This is a genomic window from uncultured Oscillibacter sp. (assembly GCF_900544955.1).
In the GTDB taxonomy this organism is placed as follows: domain Bacteria; phylum Bacillota; class Clostridia; order Oscillospirales; family Oscillospiraceae; genus Oscillibacter.
This window is the reverse complement of record NZ_UQXD01000004.1, coordinates 1-17,966: the sequence shown is the minus strand read 5'-3', so window position 1 is coordinate 17,966 and position 17,966 is coordinate 1. Positions and strand designations below refer to the sequence as shown.

General features: G+C 59.2%; 16 protein-coding genes and 1 pseudogene. 16 read left to right on the top strand and 1 reads right to left on the bottom strand.

The features are described from left to right. The first annotated feature begins 30 nt into the window (after positions 1-30). Together QZS21_RS01745 and QZS21_RS01740 are read left to right on the top strand one after the other, a co-directional pair. Positions 31-1,356, top strand: coding sequence for a hypothetical protein (locus tag QZS21_RS01745; RefSeq protein WP_295579498.1), 1,326 nt, complete (start codon positions 31-33; stop codon positions 1,354-1,356). Continuing rightward, positions 1,356-2,864, top strand: coding sequence for an altronate dehydratase family protein (locus tag QZS21_RS01740; RefSeq protein ID WP_366557569.1), 1,509 nt, complete (start codon positions 1,356-1,358; stop codon positions 2,862-2,864). The genes QZS21_RS01745 and QZS21_RS01740 overlap by 1 nt, the downstream gene beginning before the upstream one ends. 246 nt (positions 2,865-3,110) lie before the next feature. On the opposite strand, the gene QZS21_RS01735 is transcribed toward QZS21_RS01740, so the two are convergent. Then, a complete protein-coding gene (locus QZS21_RS01735; RefSeq protein WP_295579494.1) occupies positions 3,111-3,731 on the bottom strand; it encodes a GntR family transcriptional regulator in 621 nt (206 codons plus the stop codon). A gap of 336 nt (positions 3,732-4,067) precedes the next feature. Between QZS21_RS01735 and iolN the strand changes: the two genes are divergently transcribed. The 14 genes and pseudogenes from iolN to QZS21_RS01665 all read left to right on the top strand — a co-directional run. Further along, positions 4,068-5,087 (top strand): 3-dehydro-scyllo-inosose hydrolase, encoded by a 1,020-nt coding sequence (iolN, locus tag QZS21_RS01730; protein ID WP_295579492.1) that lies wholly within the window; start codon positions 4,068-4,070, stop codon positions 5,085-5,087. Between the two features lie 65 nt (positions 5,088-5,152). Further along, the gene (locus QZS21_RS01725; protein WP_295579490.1) at positions 5,153-6,427 is read left to right on the top strand and encodes an SLC13 family permease; all 1,275 of its coding nucleotides are present in this window, start codon (positions 5,153-5,155) and stop codon (positions 6,425-6,427) included. A gap of 86 nt (positions 6,428-6,513) precedes the next feature. Continuing rightward, positions 6,514-6,777, top strand: coding sequence for a hypothetical protein (locus tag QZS21_RS01720; RefSeq protein ID WP_295579487.1), 264 nt, complete (start codon positions 6,514-6,516; stop codon positions 6,775-6,777). Between the two features lie 5 nt (positions 6,778-6,782). After that, complete coding sequence (locus tag QZS21_RS01715; RefSeq protein WP_295579484.1) at positions 6,783-7,679, top strand: CoA ester lyase; 897 nt, start codon at positions 6,783-6,785, stop codon at positions 7,677-7,679. Next, positions 7,672-9,090, top strand: coding sequence for a citrate lyase subunit alpha (gene citF / locus QZS21_RS01710; RefSeq protein ID WP_295579480.1), 1,419 nt, complete (start codon positions 7,672-7,674; stop codon positions 9,088-9,090). The genes QZS21_RS01715 and citF overlap by 8 nt, the downstream gene beginning before the upstream one ends. Positions 9,091-9,105: 15 nt before the next feature. After that, the gene (locus tag QZS21_RS01705) at positions 9,106-9,867 is read left to right on the top strand and encodes an SDR family oxidoreductase (protein ID WP_295579477.1); all 762 of its coding nucleotides are present in this window, start codon (positions 9,106-9,108) and stop codon (positions 9,865-9,867) included. Positions 9,868-10,218: 351 nt separating this feature from the next. Next, positions 10,219-11,289 carry a TRAP transporter substrate-binding protein gene (locus QZS21_RS01700; protein WP_295579475.1) on the top strand — a complete coding sequence of 357 codons (1,071 nt, stop codon included), beginning with the start codon at positions 10,219-10,221 and terminating at the stop codon, positions 11,287-11,289. A gap of 88 nt (positions 11,290-11,377) precedes the next feature. Continuing rightward, positions 11,378-11,902, top strand: coding sequence for a TRAP transporter small permease (locus tag QZS21_RS01695; protein ID WP_295579473.1), 525 nt, complete (start codon positions 11,378-11,380; stop codon positions 11,900-11,902). Further along, a complete protein-coding gene (locus tag QZS21_RS01690; RefSeq protein ID WP_295579470.1) occupies positions 11,899-13,173 on the top strand; it encodes a TRAP transporter large permease in 1,275 nt (424 codons plus the stop codon). Before QZS21_RS01695 ends, QZS21_RS01690 begins: the two co-directional genes overlap by 4 nt. 16 nt (positions 13,174-13,189) lie before the next feature. Continuing rightward, the gene (locus tag QZS21_RS01685; RefSeq protein ID WP_295579467.1) at positions 13,190-14,368 is read left to right on the top strand and encodes a mandelate racemase/muconate lactonizing enzyme family protein; all 1,179 of its coding nucleotides are present in this window, start codon (positions 13,190-13,192) and stop codon (positions 14,366-14,368) included. Between the two features lie 119 nt (positions 14,369-14,487). Further along, a complete protein-coding gene (locus QZS21_RS01680) occupies positions 14,488-15,213 on the top strand; it encodes a GntR family transcriptional regulator (RefSeq protein ID WP_295579464.1) in 726 nt (241 codons plus the stop codon). A 311-nt stretch (positions 15,214-15,524) separates the two neighbouring features. Further along, complete coding sequence (gene scfA, locus QZS21_RS01675) at positions 15,525-15,671, top strand: six-cysteine ranthipeptide SCIFF (RefSeq protein WP_295579655.1); 147 nt, start codon at positions 15,525-15,527, stop codon at positions 15,669-15,671. 68 nt (positions 15,672-15,739) lie between these two features. Next, positions 15,740-17,125: a thioether cross-link-forming SCIFF peptide maturase gene (gene scfB / locus QZS21_RS01670; RefSeq protein ID WP_295579461.1), complete on the top strand. Its 1,386-nt coding sequence runs from the start codon at positions 15,740-15,742 to the stop codon at positions 17,123-17,125. Beyond that, a pseudogene (locus QZS21_RS01665) lies at positions 17,125-17,966 on the top strand (amino acid decarboxylase); the annotation flags it as partial. The gene scfB and the pseudogene QZS21_RS01665, both read left to right, overlap by 1 nt.

Genomic DNA, 17,966 nt, shown 5'->3' with positions numbered 1-17,966 from the left:
GGAAAATAGAGAGGGAGGTCCTGGCAGCGTATGTTTATTGCATTTCCAGAGGTGGAGGGTGTCGTGATCGAGGGTATGGACGCCGTCTCCATCCCCCCGATGATCACGGTGGAGGAGACCTACGACCATCAGAAGATCGAGGATGCGGCATCCTGTATCCGGGAGAGACTGGACGCCGGGATTTCCCATAAGGAGCGGTTTTGCGGAAAGCGGATTGCCGTTACCGTGGGCAGCCGCGGCATTCCCCATCTTGCGGAGATGGTCCGGGCGATTTGCGAAGAGCTGAAGGCGTGGGGGGCCCTGCCCTTTCTCGTCCCCTCCATGGGCAGCCACGGCGGCGGAACGGTTTTCGGACAGCTGGAGATACTGCGCGGCTACGGCATCACGGAGGAGCAGATGGGCGTGCCCATCCTCGCCACGCTGGACGTGGTGCAGTACGGGGAACTGGAAAACGGCATTCCGCTCTGCTGCAACCGCTGCGCCTGGGAGGCGGACGGCATCTTGCTGTTCAACAAAGTGAAGCCCCACACCGACTTCCGGGGCAGCCATGAGAGCGGCCTTGCCAAGATGATCGCCATTGGACTGGGGGACCACAAGGGGGCCTCCGTCATCCATGGCGCCGGGGTGGAGCAGTTTCCCACCCTCCTTCCGGCGGCGGCGGAGCGGTTCATCGCCTGCCGCGACCTGATGATCGGCATCGGCGTGGTGCAAAACGCGTATGATGAGATCTGCGCCATAGAAGCTGCCGAGCGGGAACACATTCTGGAGCTGGACCGGCGGCTGCTGGCCCTGGCGAAGGAGCGCATTGGAAAGCTGAAGTTTGACCAATGTGATATTCTGATTTTGGACGAGATTGGAAAGGATGTCAGCGGCTGCGGCGCCGATCCCAATGTCACCGGCCGGCCGACGGACCCTGGCTGCAGGGCCTTTTCCGAGGTGCTGGACACGGCCCTCGTCGTTGTGCTGGGCATTACGCCAAATACGCACCACAATGCCTGCGGCATCGGCCTTGCCGATGTGACGACCCGGGACTGTCTCAACGAGATTGACTGGGGGCCGACTTGGACGAATCACTTCAACTCGCTGGAGCTCCGCTGCGCCCACATCCCCTGCTATGCCAACAGCGACCGGGACGCCATTTTGCTGGCGCTGCGAAATCTGCCGGAGGAGCGGCGGAAACGGGTGAAGCTCGCCCGGATTCGCAACACGCTGGAGGTGTCCTTGGTGCAGGTCTCTCCGGCGCTCTATGAGGAGATGCGGGAGAGAGAAGGCGTGCGGGCGGTCTCCGGGCCGGAGGAACTGCGGTTTGACGCTTCCGGCAGGCTGATTTCAACACTGGGCGGACAGGGGGCGTGATGCGGATGCAGGCATATGGGAGAATGCACCCGGAGGACTCCGTCTGTGTTGCAGTGCGGGAGCTGCAAAGGGGAGAAGAGGTTGTCCTCGATGGCCGCACCCTTTCGGTGCGGGAACCCATACCGGCCGGGCACAAGCTGGCACTGCGCCCGATCTGTCGGGGAGAGCAGGTGATCAAGTACGGCTATCCCATCGGCCACGCCGCTGCCGATATCCCCGCGGGCGGTTGGGTACATACCCACAATCTGGTGACCGATCTGGATGGTCTGCTGGGGTACCGCTATACGCCGGCGGAACCGCCGGCGCTTCCCGTCCCGGCGGAGCGCTTCTTCCTGGGCTATCCCCGGGAGGGGGGCGACGTCGGCATCCGAAATGAGCTCTGGGTGGTTCCGACGGTCGGCTGTGTCAACGCCATCGGCAGCCGGATTGTCGAGGCCTTCCTGAAGTCCGTCGGCTGCGGAGGCGGCGAAGTGCCGGAGGGGGTGGACGACGTTCGGGTGCTGGCCCACCCCTACGGCTGCGGGCAGGAGGGATACGACCATGAGAACACCCAAAACGCCCTGGCGATGGCCGTCAGGCACCCCAACGCGGGGGGCGTTTTGGTGCTTGGGCTGGGGTGCGAGGACAACCGCATTGCGGAGTTCCAAAAGGTCCTGGGGGCGTACCCTTCCGACCGGGTGTGCTTCCTGGAGACGCAGCTTGTGGAGGACGAAATTGCCGCCGGCGCGTCGCTTCTGCGGCAGCTGTATGAGCGGGCGCGGCAGGACCGGCGGGTTCGGACGCCCTTTTCCAAACTCCGTGTGGGGCTGGAGTGCGGCGGGTCCGACGGCTTCTCGGGCCTGACGGGAAATCCCTTGCTGGGGGCGCTCTCAGATGTCATCGTCGCCTGCGGCGGCAGCGTTGTGATGACCGAGGTGGCGGAGATGTTCGGCGCGGAGACGATTTTGATGAACCGGGCGGCTGACCGGCAGACCTTTGAGAAGATCGTCGAGATGGTCAACGGTTACAAGCAGTACTGCATGGACAACGGCGCCTCCATCTCCGGGAATCCCTCCCTGGGCAATCTGGATGGAGGAATCAGCACGCTGGAGGAGAAGTCGCTGGGCTGCATCCAAAAGGGCGGGCGCGCTCCGGTTGTGGACGTGCTCCGCTACGGGCGGCCGCTGGAAAAGGCCGGGCTCCACCTGCTGTGGGCGCCGGGCAGCGACACCGCCGGGACGACGGCGCTGGGACTTTGCTGCCATATGGTGGTGTTTACCACAGGCCGCGGGACCCCCTATGGCGGCTTTGTGCCCACCTTCAAAGTGGCCACCAACTCCCAGCTCTACAGGCGGAAGAGACATTGGAACGACTTTGACGCCGGACAGCTTCTGACGGGGACTTCCATGGACTCCGCGCTGACGGCGCTGTGGGCGCAGTTGGAGGCGGTCGCCGGCGGGGAGCTGACTGCCGCTGAACACAACGGGTTCAAGGAGTTCGTGATTTGGAAAAACGGCGTCTCCGAATAAAAACGCCGGGCGCCTGCCGGATCATCCGGCAGGCGCCCGGCTTATGCAGACGGGGGATACGAGAGGGAACCATTTCGTTCCGGCCCGGCGTTCCTTTGCAGAAAAATCCCCGGCTCGTGCACCGGGCACAGGCCAGGGGAAAGAGAGGCAGCGGCGATACCACAGGTATCGCCGCTGCCTTTTCTCTGTGCAAAAGCGGAGGGGAGAGGCCGTTCATACCGCCGGATGCGGCCCGCTGCCGGAAAATTATTCGGAGAACAGCGTGAACCCGGCGATCATGTTTGTCCTGGCGTGGGCAATGTGGGCATTCAGGATGTCCACGGCCCCGGGGCAGTCCCCTGCCCTGATGGCGTCCAACAGCTGGAGGTGATCGTTGATCGCATAGGACAAGACGGAGTTGTTCTGCCTGGAAAAATACATGTTCTGCTCCCGGATGGCCTGGTAGAGGTTGGAGAGATGGGGGTTTTTGTAGCGGTCGAACATGACCATGTGAAAGGCGATGTCGTGGGGGATGAACCCGCGGGAGTCGTCGGCCCGGATCGCCGCAGAACAGGCCTCGAACTCCCGCTCCATGGTGGAGATGTCCTCGGGCGTCAGGTGGTCAAACACATTTTTCAATACAAAGGGCTCCAGACACTCCCGGGTCTGATAGTAATGGATGATGGCGGGAATATCGTAAGACTGCACCAGAAATCCGACGTTCGGAATCTGGCGCAGCAGGCCCTCCCGCTCCAGCCGCAAGAACGCCTCGCGGACGGGCGTATACCCCATATGGACTTCCTCGCAGAAGCTGCGGACACTGAGATGTGTCCCGCTGTCCAGCTTGGAGATCTTGCCCTTCAGGGCGGTATAGGCTTGCTCAGACAAAGTTACTCTTTTCATGAAGGCGGCCTTTCTTTCGTATAATTTCTATATTATATAAGGTTCTGGAAGACTTTTCAACCAAAAATCCCAATGGACGCTGCGTCGGAAATTTTCTATGAAACCCACAAAGCAACTCCTGAAAACTGTGAGGTTGGTAGAAAGTTGAAAAAAGTTGAAAAACCCCTTGACAAATCCTGCGGCAAAGATATATCATTCAATCATTAAGTGATATATCACTGATTGAAAAACAAGACGTACAAAAAAGAGGCGCCATTTCCGGCCGCGCCCGTTGGATCATGCCGGCCCAACCACCAGCTGAATGAAGAAGGAGAAATCGCTATGGACGAACAGAAGATCATGGAAGACCAGCAGAACGCAGCCGTTGCAGCCCCTGCCAATGAATGGAAGTTTCCTCCCCGGGGCGGGCATATGGACAAGCCCGACGGCCTGTACCTGTCCACAATGACCATGAAGGAGTGCAAGGAGCGGCTTGCCAAAGACGATGTGATCCTGATCCCCATGGGCTCCATGGAGAACCACGGAAACAGCGGCCCGGTGGGGCAGGATGTGTTTATTGCCTCCCGCATGTGCGAGATGGTGGCGGAAAAGGTGGGCTGCACCATTGCGCCCCCGATCTATTACGGCTCCCACCCCGCCTATCATCTGGGCCAGTTTCTGAACATCCCCGTGCCGGACGAGACCTTCTGCGCCTATCTGCGGGCCATCATGTCCGGCCTGTGGAACTCCGGCTTCCGCAAGATGATTTTTGTCAGCCTCCATGGGCAGGAGTACTCCACCCCCGTGGCCATGCAGGAGTGGCACAAGAAGTATCAGGTTCCCGCGATGATCTACTATGTCGATGTGCCCCGCACCATGGGCACCCGTCTGAAGGACAAGAAGAACGGCGGTCCCTTCAACAACCCCATGCAGCACGCCTGCGAGGCCGAGCAGTCCGTGTTTGGCGCCCTGGCCCCCGATCTGTACCATCCCGAGGACGCGGACAACACAGAGGTGAAGGGCTGGCTGCCCTACGGCCATGTGGACCGGGGCGGAGACATCTACGGCTACCCGCTTCCCGGCCATTGCCAGGTGGGCAACTGCGGTTTGGAGGTCGTCTGCTTCCCGGAGGGGGCGCTGGGGCACGCCAAGGAGGCGGACCCCGCCAAGGGGATTCCCGCCTGCGCACGCGTCTGCGACTATCTGGTCAAGCTGCATGACGATATCCTGAGCGTTGCCCCGGTGGGCACCCTGCCTGACGCCAGACTGATGAGCCAGCGCGATCCCGAGCAGCTTGAGAAGATCCTCAAGGGCGTCTGGAATGGCGGCCCCAGCATCTATACGCTGGCCTGGCCCTGCTGAGCCGTCCCGTAGACGCTCTGGAGGGCGGGTTCCATCACAAATAGACGGATATTGGGAGAACGACTATGAATACCATGATCGCGACCTTTGTCATCATGATCATCGCCATCATCCTGATGGTGACGGAAAAAATTCCTCTGGCGCTTACCGCAATGTGTACCACGCTGGCCCTGTGCCTTTGCGGCTGCCTGGATGCCTCGCAGGCCGTGGCCGGGTTCTCGAACTCCAACGTGATTTTGATCGGCGCATTTTTGATCATCGGACAGGCCATTTTCTCCACCGGGCTGGCCCATGACATCGCGCGGTTTGCGCTGCGCTTTGCCAAGACGGAGCGCAGCCAAATCCTGACGACCTGCCTTGTGACCGCACTTCTCTCCGGCTTTCTCTCCAACACCGGCGTCACCGCCATGATGATGCCCATTGTCATGGGCGTCTGCCATGAATCCGGGACGCACCGCTCCAAACTGATGATGCCCATCTCCATCGGCGCCGGCGTGGGCGGGACCATCACGCTGATCGGCACGGTGGTCAACGTCATCGCAAACACCACAATGGCCGAGTTTGGCTACGAGCAGCAGTTCAGCATGTTTGAGTTCACCAAGATCGGCCTGCCGCTTACCGTCCTCACCTCCATCTTGCTGGCCACCGTCCTGCGGCCCCTGCTGCCGGACTACGAGGACGACCGCACCGTTGTGGCGGCGGCGGAGGAGGATTACAGCAAGGTGCCCCGGTGGAAAAAGGTCCTCACCGTCGTTCTCCTGGCAGTGGCGTTCCTCGGCATGTGCTTTGAGTCCCAGATCGGCGTCAAGCTGCATATCACCGCCTGCGTCTGCGCGGCGCTGCTGTGCCTGACCGGGATTTTGAAGGAGCGGGAGGCCCTGGGCTCCATCCATCTGAAGACCATCTTCATCCTGGCCGGCCTGCTGCCCCTCTCCACCGCCATGAACAACACCGGCGCGGGCCAACTGCTGGCGGATAAGGTGGTTGCCATGGCCGGCGAGGGGATGTCCCCCATCCTGCTGATGGCGATTTTATACCTTGCGTGCAGTGTGCTGACGCAGTTCATCTCCAACACGGCGGCCGCCACCATCATGTGCACGGTGGGCTGCTCCATCGCCCAGGGGCTGAACGCGGACCCAAGAGCCATCCTGATGGCCATTGTCCTGGGGGCCAGCTTCGCCTATGCGACCCCGCTGGGAATGCCCGCCAACACACTGGTCATGGGCATCGGCGGCTACAAGTTCCAGGACTATACCAAGGTCGGCCTGCCCTTGGTGGGGATCTCCTTTGTGTTCTGCATGGTGCTGCTGCCGATTTTCTACCCCCTGACAATTGCCTGACGACTTACATCCGCTCTGCCAGCCGCCGCCGGGCACGACGATGCTCCGCGGCGGCTGCATCCATCCAGTGTAATGGGGAGGGTCCTATGCTGAGACGAAACATAACAGCCGGTACCGAGGAAAAGGGAGATGCGCAGATCACCGTCTCTCCGCTGGCGGCCGGACGCGAGATTGCTATTGAGCAGCTGCCCCACGAGCGGTTTCGGGCGGCGGTGACGGCAGCGGCGGAGCGGGTTTTGGAGGAGGAACATGCGGACGGCATCCGCGTCTCCATCCGGGACTGCGGCGCGCTGGAATTTGTGATCGAAGCCCGCCTCCGGGCGGCGATCCGGGAAGCGGAAAGGACGTGAGAAACATGCTGCTTCGCACCATACTCTCCATTCCCGCCAACTCGCCGAAGATGCTTCTGTATTCGGATTTGATGGGGGCGGATATGATCCTCTTTGATCTGGAGGACGGGGTTGCGCCGGATCAAAAGCCCTTTGCCCGGGAGCTGCTCCGCACCTACCTCTCCCGGGGCCTGTCGTCCTGCCCGGCCATGGTTCGCGTCAACGGCGTCAACACCCCCTTCTTCCTGGACGACATCCGGGAGATGCTGCCGCTTCCCATCCGCGGCATCATGCTGCCCAAGATGGAGCGGTCGGAGGAGATCCGCTATGCGGACGCGGAGATGCGAAAGGTCGAGGAGGCCTGCGGCCTGGAGCCCGGATCGCGTTGGATCATCGGCACGGCGGAGTCCGCCCTGGGGGTGGAGAACGCGCTAAGCTGCCTGTGCTGCTGTGACCGGCTGATGGGATGCAGCTTTGGAGGCGAGGATTTTGCGGTCAGCCTCGGGGTGAGGCGCACCGCGGATCACGACGAGCTGGAGTACGCCCGCCGCCATCTGGTCGTTGCGGCCAAGGCCGCCGGAAAGCTTGCCATCGACACCGTGTATACGAACGTCAAGGACGACGAGGGTCTCCGCGCCATGACGGAGCAGGGGAAGCGGTGGGGATACGACGGAAAATTCATCATATCTCCGCGGCAGGTGCCCATTGTCCACGCGGTCTATGCCCCCACCCGGGAGGAGGTTGCCCATGCGCTTCGCGTGACCCGGAAAATGGAGGAGGCACGGCGGATGGGCGCGGGCGTGGCCGTGCTGGACGGAAAAATGCTGGATAAACCGGTGCTGCGGCAGGCGGAGGCTGTTTTGGCCGCGGCGGCGGCCATGGGGCTGTCCGGCGGGGAGGAAGGAGCGGCGGAAAATGAGTAAGGTGGTGAACTCGCTGGAGGAGGCGATCCGTCTCTGCGGCCTGGAGGACGGCATGACGATTTCTTTCCACCATTGCCTCCGGAGCGGCGACGCGGCCAGCGGACAAATTGCAGAGGCCATCCGGCGTGCCGGCAACCGAAATCTGACGGTGGCCCCCTCCAGCCTGTCCGGGGGAAACGATGTGCTGGCGCCCTATATTGAGGACGGCACTTTTACAAAGTTCCAGACCAGCGGCTTTTCCCCCGCCCTGGGGCGGCTGCTGCAACGGGGAAAAATCCGTCAGGTCTGCGAGCTTCGCACCCATGGCGGGCGGCCGGCGGCCTTGCAGCGGGGCGATATCCGCATCGACGTGGCCTTCGTCGCCGCATCGGCTGCGGACCGGAACGGAAACTGCAACGGAACCGGCGGCCGTTCCGCCTTTGGCGCCATGGGGTATTCCCTCACGGATGTGCGCTATGCGAAGAAGGTGGTTGTCCTGACGGACGCGCTCTCCCCGGTGCCGGTCTCTCCGGTCTCTATTGACCAGAGTTTCGTGGACTATGTGGTGCCGATGGATACGATTGGAGACCCCTCCGGGATTGCCACCGGCTCCATGCGGCTGTCCTCCAGCCCCCTGCACATCCGGATCGCCGAACTGGCGGCGCAGACCATCATCCATTCCGGGCATCTGCACGAGGGCTCCGCCATGCAGACCGGGGCGGGGAAGATCTCTCTGGCGGTGGCCGCCCAGGTGGAGGCCTACATGGAGCGCCGCCAGCTGACGGGCCGCTTTGCCATGGGCGGGATCACAGCGATTCTGGTGCGAATGCATGAAAAGGGGCTGCTCCCGGTTCTCTATGATACCCAGAGTTTCGACCAAACCGCCATCGCGTCCCTGGGGCGGAATCCAGGTCACGTGGAGGTCTCCGCGGAGGCGTATGCAAGCCCCCTGGCCAAGGGGGGACCGATTGTAAAGGATTTGGATTTTGTGATCCTGGGCGCTACGGAAATCGACACGGACTTCAACGTGAATGTCATCACGGACTCCAATGGGTGCGTCATCAGCGGGGCCGGCGGGCATGGAGACACGGCGGAGGGCGCCAAGATGACGGTTATTACGGCGCCCACATACCGCAGCAAATATCCCACCATTGTGGACCGTGTGGGCACGGTCACGACGCCGGGGCGGTTTGTGGATGTGTTCGTCTGTCAGGACGGCGTGGCGGTCAATACCGCCCTTTCCCGGAACCGGGAACTGGCGCTGCGCCTGAAAGACGCCGGGGTTCCCGTGACGGATATCCATGCGCTGAAGCGGATTGCCGAGAGATATACGGGAAAACTGCCGTCATTGCGGAAGGGGCGGCGGACCGTGGGCCTGGTCTACTGGAGAGACGGGTCCGTTCTGGATGAAATCAAGGCCCTTTCCGAATAGAAGAGGAGGAATACGATGAAAAATTTACTGGATTTGACGGGGAAAAAGGCGCTGGTCACCGGCGGCAGCCGTGGAATCGGCAACTGTCTGGCCCGGGGCCTGCATGACGCCGGGGCGGAGGTGGCGATTTTTTATCATCATACCTGTGCGGACGGGCTGGTGGCGGACATGCAGGGGGACGGCCCCGCGGTGCATGCAATCCGCTGCAACGTGGCGGAGCGTGCTGAGCTGGAGGCCGGGGTGGAGGCCGCGGCCCGGGCGCTGGGGGGCCGGATTGACATTCTCATCAATGCGGCCGGCATCAACCGCCGCCACTGGCTGGAGGAGTTTCCCGCGGAGGAGTGGGAGGCGGTGATTGCCACCAATCTGAATTCCGTGGTGTATTGCAGCCAGCTGGTGGGCAGATATATGATCCGGCAGGGGGATGGCCGCATCATCAACCTGGCCTCCATGAACAGCTTCGTCGCCGGAAAGCGGGTGGGGGCCTACGTGGCGTCCAAGGGCGCCATCGCCCAGGTCACAAAGGCGTTTGCCAACGAATGGGCGGACAAGGGAATCCGGGTGAACGCGATAGCCCCCGGATATATCCGGACGGATATGACGACGGCGCTTCAAAATGACGAGGCGGCCTATATGAACATTTTGAACCACATCCCCGCCGGCAGATGGGGGACCCCGGAGGACTTGGTGGCCCCGGTGCTCCTGCTGGTCTCGGATGCGGCGAGTTATGTCAACGGCATCGTCATGCCCATCGACGGCGGATACCTGGTCCGGTGACGGGCCCGGGCGGACCGCCGACCAAGAGCCCCGGCAGCTTCGGCTGCCGGGGCTTCTTGCCAGCCGAAGGGGAGGAGGCCGTGCAGGCGGTGCATGCGGTTATCGCTGCCGCGCCCATGGCGATCCTTTCGTTTTCATCATAGTTCTCCTTGGGCAGGTTCTTGAGACGAGTACGGTCTTAAATGCGAGAGATGGAGCGTCGATACCGAGCCGAAGATTGGTACAAATTAATAAAAGAGGGAATGTAATACTGTAAACATACGCACTTGACGAATGGTAAATGGCGTGAGATAATTTGAATTAGAAAATGTATACATTTTCTAATTCAAATTATCTGGGGGGTAAATTGAAATGAAAAAAGTCTTGGGAATTGCAACGCTCATCGCATTGCTCGTCACCTCATTCTGCGGCTGTAGCGGGGAACCTGTAGATACCACCCCCAAATCTGAACAACCGGTGCAAACGGAGCAGCCGGGCGGGGAAGCGGCATCTCTGGGTGGATATACCCCTGATAAGCCCTTGGTCATCCGGCTGGCCAATGCATCTGCGGTTGGTGAAATCAAAGATCAGGTGGCGGTTAAGCTGTCTGAGCTGGTTGCAGAGCGGTCGAAGGGCTGCATTGACATTCAGGTTTATTCCGGCGGTGTTCTGGGCGACTGGACGGACACGATTGAGGGCCTGAAAATGGGGATGAACGAGGTCGTTCTGGAGGGGTTTTCCTCCTATGCAAGTTATGATCCCAGTGCCAACTTGGATGCGATCCCCTATCTCTTCGAATCTTATGATCATTTTATGAAGGTGTACCAGGGCGACCTTGGCGAAGAAGTCCTCGACTATGTTGGAGAGACCTGCGGCTTTAAGTTTCTCGGCGCTCAGTATAGAGGGTTTCGCGTGACGACGTCGAATAAAAAGTTTACCAACTTGGAGGAGCTGAAGAACAGCGGATTGAAGATTCGCGTTCCGTCCGTTGAGTCGTACCTGATTTTGTGGGAGGCGCTGGGAGCATCTCCGGTTGTGATCGGCCTTACCGATACCTTTACCGCTCTCCAGCAGAGCACGGTTGATGCGCAGGAAAACTCGATTATTGAATCTTATGGCCACGGCTTCTACGACGTCTGCGACTACCTCATTAGAACAAACCACATTTGCGGATGCGATGTGTTTGCACTTGACCTGAATTATTGGAATGGGCTTCCGGCGGAGGTGCAGGAGGTCATTGAGGAATGTGCGAACGAGGCCGCTCTCTGGCGAAGTGAGTATTCCTACAATGAGGAGGAGAAGTATATCGGCATGTGGAAAGAGGCCGGTGTCGAGATTGTTGATGTGGATATGAGCGAGTTTGCCGACCGCGTTTCCTCTTTTACGGAGGACAATTATCCGGAATTGGTAGAGTGGGTCAATAGAATCAAAGAGGCGGCATAAAGGGCAATCCATTTTCCGACGCTGGAATTTTGACGGGTGTGCAGGACATCGAGAACACGAATCTGCCTGCCATTGGGGGGAGAGTACTTTGCTGGAATTGATTTTAAAAAGATACAGCAGGGTGTTAAACGGTATTGAAAAATGCCTGTGCATCATTTCCATGATGCTTTTGTCCATCATGACCCTGCTTATGTGCTATCAGGTTTTCATGCGATATGTCTTATCGAATGCGCCGTCTTGGTGTGAGGAGCTGATCCGGTATCTGTTTATCTACCTGACGATGCTTGGTTCCGCTGTTGCGACGAGGAAGGGCAAGCATTTGGCTGTGGATGTTGTCATCGGGATACTGCCTAAGGAAAAGGCGGCACGGTGCAAAATCATTTTTTCCGTATGCATTTTGGCTTTTTTGATGCTGCTGCTGGTATATGGCACGCAGCTGGTGTTCAATACCATGAACACCATTTCCACATCCTTGAAAGTTCCCATGGGATATTTCTATGCAGCGCTTCCGCTGGGGACGTTCTTCATCATGATGGCTACCGTGGAAGATTTTTTGCTTCAAATTGCAGCGTGCATGCAGCCTAAGCAGCAGAAGGAGGGAGATGCAGTATGAATCCTGGAGTCCTCCTTCTTGCTGCGATGGTTCTGCTTTCTGTCATTGGAATGCCGATTGCCTACTCCATTGGTATTTCCACAACCATTGCCATTTTGATGTCCGATAACTGTTCTCTCATGTATTTGCCGCAGAAAATGTTCCTGGGAATGAACTCGACCGCATTGCTGGCCATTCCGTTTTTTGTCCTTGCCGGAAATATTATGGCCCGCGGCATTACACAGAAAATCCTAAAGGTCAGCAATGCACTGATTGGCTCACATAAGGGCAGCTTTGGCATGGTATCTGTTGTTGCCTCGGCAATTTTTGCATCCATCTCTGGTTCCGGTTCTGCTACCGTGGCGGCGATTGGCGGCATCACCATTCCCGGCATGAAAAAGGTGGGGTATCCCGCTGACTTTGCGGCGGCCATTGCATCGATGGCGTCGACTCTGGGGCCGCTGATTCCCCCAAGCATTTTCCTGATTGTGTATGGAGTGGCATCGGAAACTTCGATTGGGCAGTTATTTCTTGCGGCTATCATTCCGGGCGTGGGCCTTGCGCTTGCCCTGACGCTGTATGTGTGGGTATATGCCCGGCGTCATAACTTCCCATCGACTGAAAAAGTATCCCTTCAAGTGAAGATGAAGGCGCTGACGGACGGCTCCTTCGCAATCCTTATGCCGATTCTCATTATGGGAGGCATTTTTGGGGGAATTTGTACAGCGACAGAGGCTGCTGCACTGTCGGCGGTCTACGCGCTGGTTGTGTCGATGTTCATCTACAAGACGGTCACAATAAAAGATCTGAAGTCGATTCTGATTGATTCCTCCGTCGTATCGGCGGCACTTCTCCTGCTGACGGCTACGGCGAAAGTCGCCGGCGTTGTGATTGTGCTGGCCGACCTGCCAAACAAGCTTACCGCATGGATGAGTACACTGACCTCGAACCCATATGTCTTGCTCCTCATCATCAATGTGTTCCTCTTTATTGTTGGAATGTTGATTGAGGCGAATGCTGCAATTGTGATGCTGGTCCCCGTACTGTTGCCGCTTGTAGAGTCCTATGGAATCAGCCCCGTGCATTTCGGCATCATCTTTGGCATGAATATGTGCTTGGGACTTGTGACGCCGCCGGTGGGTGTTTGTGTTCTGCTGGGGTCTCAAATCGGCGAGGTGTCTTTGGGCGGTGTTATGAGAAAAATTGCAGTTCCGCTTGGCATTGGCTTGGTGTTCCTGCTGCTCACCACGTATGTGCCTTGGTTTACGGAGTTCCTGCCCAGTTTGATGTAAAATAAAGGAGAAGGCCATGAAAATTAAGAGCGTAGAGGCAATTGTGCTGAGTTACAAATACGAGAAGGCAATTTCGGACGCACTGAACGTCTTCGACACCAGAAATGCAGTTCTGGTGAAGCTGACTGCGGATAACGGCCTAATTGGGTGGGGAGAATCTGCATGTTTTGGCGGTCCTCCATTTTCTACGGCGCATATGATTGAACACGAACTGGCCAGGTATGTCATTGGCGAAGATCCGACAGACATTATGAAAATCTTGCAGCATATGTGGGTTGGCTCACGAATGCACGGAAGGGCGGGTCTGACTGCTGCGGCCATGAGCGGAATTGACATTGCACTTTGGGATATGATCGGAAAGCTGGCTGGACTTCCCCTGTATAAAGTGGTCGGCGCTTACCGGGATCAGCTCATTCCCTATGCCAGCGCCGGATTTTACCAGGCGGGTAAGGATGCCGCCGGCCTTGCGGAGGAAGTGGGGCGCTATATGGAGCAGGGATATCGATACGCAAAGATCAAGTGCGCAAGAACCCCGGCGGAATTCATGTCGCCCGTCAATGATATGCCGTTTCCTGAATATAACACTTGGACGATGGAAGAGGATTTGGAGAGGATTGAAGCCTGTGCGAAGGCCGTGAAAGGGAAGGGGCGGCTGATGGTCGACGGCAACGGCGCATGGACGCCCTTTGACGCCATCAAGGTCGGCCGGGAACTGGAGAAGCTTGGGGTTTACTGGTTTGAGGAACCGGTGGCCACCGATGACATTGACGGCAGTGCAAGGGTTGCGGACGCTCTGGATATTCCCATCTCCGGGTATGAGACGCAGACCAATATGTACGCGTTCAGAGATATGATTCAGCGAAGAGCCGTGGATATCGTGCAGCCTGACTGCATCTGGAGCGGGGGCTTTACGATCGCAAAAAAGATTGCGGCGATGGCGGAGCTCTACCACATGCCGGTGGTTCCGCATGTCTTTGCCACAGGAATTTCCCTTGCCGCAAATATGCATTTGATTGCCTCCATTCCAAACGGCAGCCTCCTCGAATTTGATCAGAATCCCTATCCCTTTAGGGATGAATTGCTGGCCGACCCGATTACGGTGACGGACGGCGTTGTAAAGATGCCGGAGGCGCCCGGGCTCGGAATTGAGATAAACCAGGCGGTTATTGACAAATATCGCATTTTTGAGAAATAAATAGTTCCTTCTTTCGACGCATGATGAGATGAGAAGTGCGGTTCCTAAATTCCTTGACAGTATATGGAAAAGAGGATAATATCGTATACATCACTAAACAGAAACTGGAGATTCGCTAAATGGAGATAAAGGAATCTGCTTCTTTGACGTTTGAAACATACAAAAGGCTGAAGGATGATATCATTCGCCTCAATTTGAAGCCCGGGGAACTCATCATCGTTCAGCAGCTGGCAAACAAGATGCATATCAGCAGAACACCGGTTCGGGAAGCCCTCACGATGCTGACGAAGGATGCTTTTGTGGAAAAGGCCGAGGGGAATAAATTCAGGGTGACGGATATCACGGTCAAATCCATTACGGAGCTGTATACCATACGGAGGCTGCTGGAAACGTTTGCGGTGAAGGAGACCCTGAATGACTTTACGCAGGAGGATTTTGACTATTTGGAGAGCAACACGGAATCATATCGGAAAGCATATGAAGTCAAGGACTACTTGCAATTTTTCACTTTGGATAATGAGTTTCACCACTATTTTTTTAAAAAACTCGATAACAAGCTCCTATATGATTTTTTTGAGCAATTGAGTGACAGGCAACAGAGAATCCGTTTCGCAACGATGTATATTTACGATCGGCCTGGTCTATCGGTCCAGGAACATATCAATATTTTGAATGCATTGAAGCGAAAAGATTTTGCCGAATTTGAAAAAGAACTGTGTGCGCACCTATCGAAAGTTGAAGATGATATGATGGCAAAGGTGTCACAGCAAAGAAGTGCTTTTACCGCCAACGGGGAGTTGTCCGCTGATATGTCCATCCATGCTGCGTTGATTCATTTGCTGTAAATGGGAAGTTACATCCTCAAGCTGGAAGAAGAATTTTTAAAAGTTGCTTTGGCTGTCATGCGGAGGCCCTCGGATCGTCTGGGGGCCTCCTTCTTTGCGGAGCTTTCGAGCCTGTGTCCGGGGGCTTGGTGTGGAAAGGGTGCCCTCAGCAGGTAGACCTGAAATTTACCTGGAGATGCAGAGTTTGCGCCCCCTCTCCCGAGGCGGAATGCCTTGACTTTACACGCCGGTTGTGTTAAAATCTTCCCGATCATCAGGCCGCCGTCCCCGGCGGCCGGGCCAGAAAAACGAAGAGAATGGAGATATGCATGATGGAAAGAATCAAGACGCTTGAGACCCGCAGCCTGTGCGACAGCGCCAAGAACGGCGGCTGCGGCGAGTGCCAGACCTCCTGCCAGTCCGCCTGCAAAACCAGCTGCGGCGTGGCCAACCAGAAGTGCGAGAGCGCGGAGAAGTAAGCATCTGCCATCCAAAAGGGTGCCGCCGGTCCAGGCGGCACTTTTTGCGTATAAGGAGAGAAAGATCTATGGTACATCAGTATCAGCTGGGGGGCTACCACATCGTGCTGGACACCTGCTCCGGCGGCATCCATGTGGTGGACGAGGTGGCCTATGACATCATCGCCCTGTACCCCGAAAAGACGGCGGAGGAGATCGTCTCCGCCCTGCTGGAAAAGTACGCCGGCCGCCCCGACGTGACAGAGGCGGAGCTGCGGGCGTGCATCGCCGACGTAGAGGCGCTGGTGCGGGCCGGAAAGCTCTACACGCCGGACACCTTCGCCGACATGGCGGGCACCTTCAAGGAGCGCTCCGGAGACGTGGTGAAGGCCCTGTGCCTCCACGTGGCCCACACCTGCAACCTCAACTGCGCGTATTGCTTTGCAAGCCAGGGCAAGTACCACGGGGACCGGGCGGTGATGTCCTTCGAGGTGGGGAAGCAGGCCCTGGACTTCCTCATGGACCATTCCGGCACCCGGACCAACCTGGAGGTGGACTTCTTCGGCGGTGAGCCGCTGATGAACTGGGACGTGGTGAAGCAGCTGGTGGCCTACGCCCGGACCCAGGAGGGGCCCCGCCGCAAGCGGTTCCGCTTCACCCTCACCACCAACGGCATGCTCCTGGACGACGACGTGATCGACTTTGCCAACCGGGAGATGAGCAACGTGGTGCTGAGCCTGGACGGGCGGAAGGAGATTCACGACCGCCTCCGGGTGGACTACGCCGGAAACGGCAGCTGGGAGCGGATTGTGCCCCGGTTCCAGAAGCTGGTGGCGGCCCGGGGCGGGAAGAACTACTACATGCGGGGCACCTTCACCCACGCCAACCCGGATTTCCTGAAAGACATCCAGTGCATGCTGGACCTGGGCTTCACGGAGCTGAGCATGGAGCCGGTGGTCTGCGCCCCCGGGGACCCCGCCGCGCTGACGGCGGAGGACCTGGAGATTGTGAAGGGACAGTACGAGGAGCTGGCGGCGCTGATGCTCCAGCGAAAGCGGGAGGGGCGGCCCTTCACCTTTTACCACTACATGCTGGACCTCACCGGCGGCCCCTGTATCTACAAGCGCATCTCCGGCTGCGGCTCCGGCACGGAGTACATGGCCGTCACCCCCTGGGGGGACCTGTACCCCTGCCACCAGTTTGTGGGGGAGGAGGACTACCGGCTGGGGAACGTCTGGCAGGGCGTCACCGCGCCCGCCCTGCGGGAGGAGTTCCGCAGCTGCAACGCCTACGCCCGGCCGGAGTGCGCCAGCTGCTGGGCCAAGCTGTACTGCTCCGGCGGCTGCGCCGCCAACGCCTACCACGCCTCCGGCTCCATCCGGGGCGTGTACGAGCCGGGCTGTGAGCTGTTCCGCAAGCGCATGGAGTGCGCCATCATGCTGAAGGCGGCGGAGGCCGCGGACGGAGCGGACTGATGGAGACCCCCATCGCGGATTTTGTCCGGGGCTACGGCGCCGCCCGGCTCCACATGCCCGGACACAAGGGGCGGCCCTTCCTGGGCTGCGAGCACCTGGACATCACGGAGGTCCGGGGGGCCGACGCGCTGTATGAGGCCTGCGGCATCATCGCCCGGAGCGAGGCCCGCGCCGGGGAGCTGTTCGGCTCCGGCAGGACGTTTTACGCCACGGAGGGCTCCAGCCAGTGCATCCGGGCCATGCTGCACCTGGCGCTGGTGCACCGCTCCGGCGGGGCGGCGCCGGTGGTGGTGGCGGCCCGGAACGTCCACCGGGCCTTCGTCAGCGCCGCCGCCCTGCTGGACTTTGAGACGGTGTGGCTGTGGCCGGAGGCGGACAGCCGGTCCCTGTGCGCCTGTCCCGTGTCCCCAGCGGGGCTGGAGCGGACCCTGGTGGCCCTGCCCGCCCCGCCGGCGGCGGTGTACCTCACCAGCCCGGACTACCTGGGGGGAACGGCGGACCTGGCCGCCCTGGCGGCGGTCTGCCACCGGCGCGGCACGGTGCTGGCGGTGGACAACGCCCACGGCGCCTACCTCCACTTCCTCTCCCCGGCGGCCCACCCGCTGGACCTGGGGGCCGACCTGTGCTGTGACTCCGCCCACAAGACGCTGCCGGTGCTCACCGGCGGGGCCTACCTCCACGTGGGAAAGACCGCCCCGGCGGCCTTCCGGGAGGGGGGAAAGGACGCCCTGGCCCTCTTCGGCTCCACCAGTCCGTCCTATCTGACCCTGGCCTCCCTGGATCTGTGCAACCGGTATCTGGCGGAGGGGTACCCCCGCCGTCTGGCGGAGACGGTGTCCCG